The sequence below is a fragment of the Pedobacter sp. HMWF019 genome (assembly GCF_003061025.1).
Classification (GTDB): Bacteria; Bacteroidota; Bacteroidia; order Sphingobacteriales; family Sphingobacteriaceae; genus Pedobacter.
On record NZ_QAIL01000207.1, the window covers coordinates 1 to 2251 of the forward strand.

General features: G+C 42.0%; 2 protein-coding genes. Both read left to right on the forward strand.

Annotation, left to right across the window (positions count from 1 at the left end; all coding sequences use genetic code 11):
• Positions 1-177: AraC family transcriptional regulator (locus DBR11_RS12445; protein ID WP_146186521.1), on the forward strand; the 177-nt coding region annotated here is incomplete at its 5' end.
• Positions 178-311: 134 nt separating this feature from the next.
• Positions 312-2183 (forward strand): alpha-L-fucosidase, encoded by a 1872-nt coding sequence (locus DBR11_RS12450; protein ID WP_108552991.1) that lies wholly within the window; start codon positions 312-314, stop codon positions 2181-2183.
• Positions 2184-2251: the final 68 nt, after the last annotated feature.

Below are 2251 nucleotides of genomic sequence, written 5' to 3' on the forward strand. Positions count from 1 at the left end.
TTTTTAACAGAAATTAAAGTTGGTCAGGCATGCAAGCTGTTAATTGATAATAAATTAAATATTAAACAAGTTTGTTATGAAAGTGGTTTCAACAACTTTGCAAGTTTCCATAAATGTTTTAAAAGTATTACCGGTAAAAGCCCATTGATTTATCAGAAGGAGTTTATATCGGCCTAAATTAGCCATATCGTTACTGTTCAATCTTTCCTGACAACTATCTTTTTTGCCAAAATAGCTGAACTTTAAGCCAAGCTGGGAAAATGGATAGTTGTTTTTTATTGCTTACTTGCCTCTATAACCAAATATAGATCATGAAGAAGTATTGTATATCGATATGCCTGTTACTGGGGTTGTCCGGACCGGTGCTGTCGCAGGTGAAAGGGGACGAGGATAAAGATATGTTCAATAAAGCGCAAGCCAGGGACCAGTCTGAGATAGACCGTGCAGTAAATGGTTGGTGGAAAACTTCTATGGAAAGTCATGATCAGCGGATAAAATGGTGGAGAGAGGCTAAATTTGGCATGTTTATCCACTGGGGTGTTTATTCTCAAGCAGGTGGTGTATGGAAAGGGAAAACAGTGAACGGATATTCTGAGCATTTGATGCGTAAAGAAAAAGTGTCGAGGGCAGCTTACCTGGACTTGGCACATACCTTTAATCCGGTTCAGTTTGATGCTGAAAAATGGGTTCTGGCCGCCAAGAAAGCTGGAATGAACTATATGATCATCACGGCAAAGCATCATGACGGATTTGCAATGTACCCTTCTGCAGTTTCCGAGTTTGACTTGGCCCATCAGACCCCATTTAAAAGAGATCCAATGGCTGAACTGGCGGCTGCAGCTAAAAAGTATGGGGTGAAGTTCGGTTTTTATTATTCTCATGCCTTTGACTGGGAGGATCCAAATGCACCTGGCAATGATTGGGAATACCAAAATCCAGGCGGAGATCAATTGATTGGTGGTGCAAATTGGTTTGATCAGCATCCTGAATGGTTGCCTAAGGCGGTTAAATATGTTAATGAAAAGGCGATTCCTCAGATTCAGGAATTGATCCGTAAATATCATCCGGATATCTTGTGGTTTGATACGCCACATAAACTTCCTTTTTCTGAGAATCTCCGCATCCTGGAGGCCATTAGAAAAGCGGATCCAAATGTCGTGGTAAATGGAAGGCTAGCCAGGAACGGGAATACCAATTTTGGAGATTATAAAAATACGGGCGACAGGCCGGCAGAGTTTGCACCTGTAACGGGAGACTGGGAGGCTATTCCAACCACTAATGAGTCTTATGGCTATTCGCGGAATGACCATAGTCATAAGCCTGTAGGTTTCTTTGTGCGGTTATTGGCCAATGCAGTTTCCAGAGGGGGAAATTTACTGCTGAACATTGGTCCTATGGGTACTGGTGCGTTTGATCAGAAAGATTCGGAAATACTGGCTGGTATTGCACGTTGGAATAAACAGAATGGAGAAAGTATCTATAAGGCTGGTCCAACTTCTTTGCCGCTACAGAGCTGGGGGGTAACCACCCTGGCAAAAGACAAAGTATATCTTCATGTGTTCAACTGGCCGTTGAATGGAAAAATTGTTTTGGGTGGGCTGGAAAGCACTGTGGGAGAACCTTATTTTCTCGCGGATGCTTCCAGAAAAACATTGAAAATGGTACAGAAGGGCAGTACTGTAGAAGTGGAAGTGCCTAAAGTAATGCCGGATACCCTAAATACAGTGATTGTACTGCCACTGAAAGGGGCTTTAAAAACAGATCCGGTTAGACTTGTTGCTTCTGAAGGTGTAGAAACCAGGCTCCTGGCATTTGATGCTGAACTGATTGGAAAAGGATTTGGTTTTGGAGATGGTAAAACCAATAAGTATTATATCACTGGCTGGAAAAAACCGGAACAACAAGTGCGCTGGACATTTAAAACCAATACTGAAGCCCATTATAAAATCCGGATCAAATACCTTCCCGAAAACAACAACCCGGTGAGGTATGCTTTTCTTGTAGATGAAATCGATGCCGTTAAGACCACTGCCATACCCGGAAAAAGTATGGAGCCGGTTACGGAGTCCCTTGGTACAGTAAAACTTGCAGCAGGTCTTCATCATTTGAGTCTGAAGGCATTGGATAATTCTACAACAGAGGTGATGAAACTGCTGGAAATAGACTTGATCCCTGTACCTTAATGCCGGGATAGTTTAATGATTGGCTAATGATTGGTCTCTTAGACCTTACTTTAATGATAATTTTATAT

Bases quoted from the DNA above. Each gene is read 5' to 3' on its own strand.
- DBR11_RS12450 (WP_108552991.1), top strand. From the start codon at position 312: ATGAAGAAGTATTGTATATCGATATGCCTGTTACTGGGGTTGTCCGGA.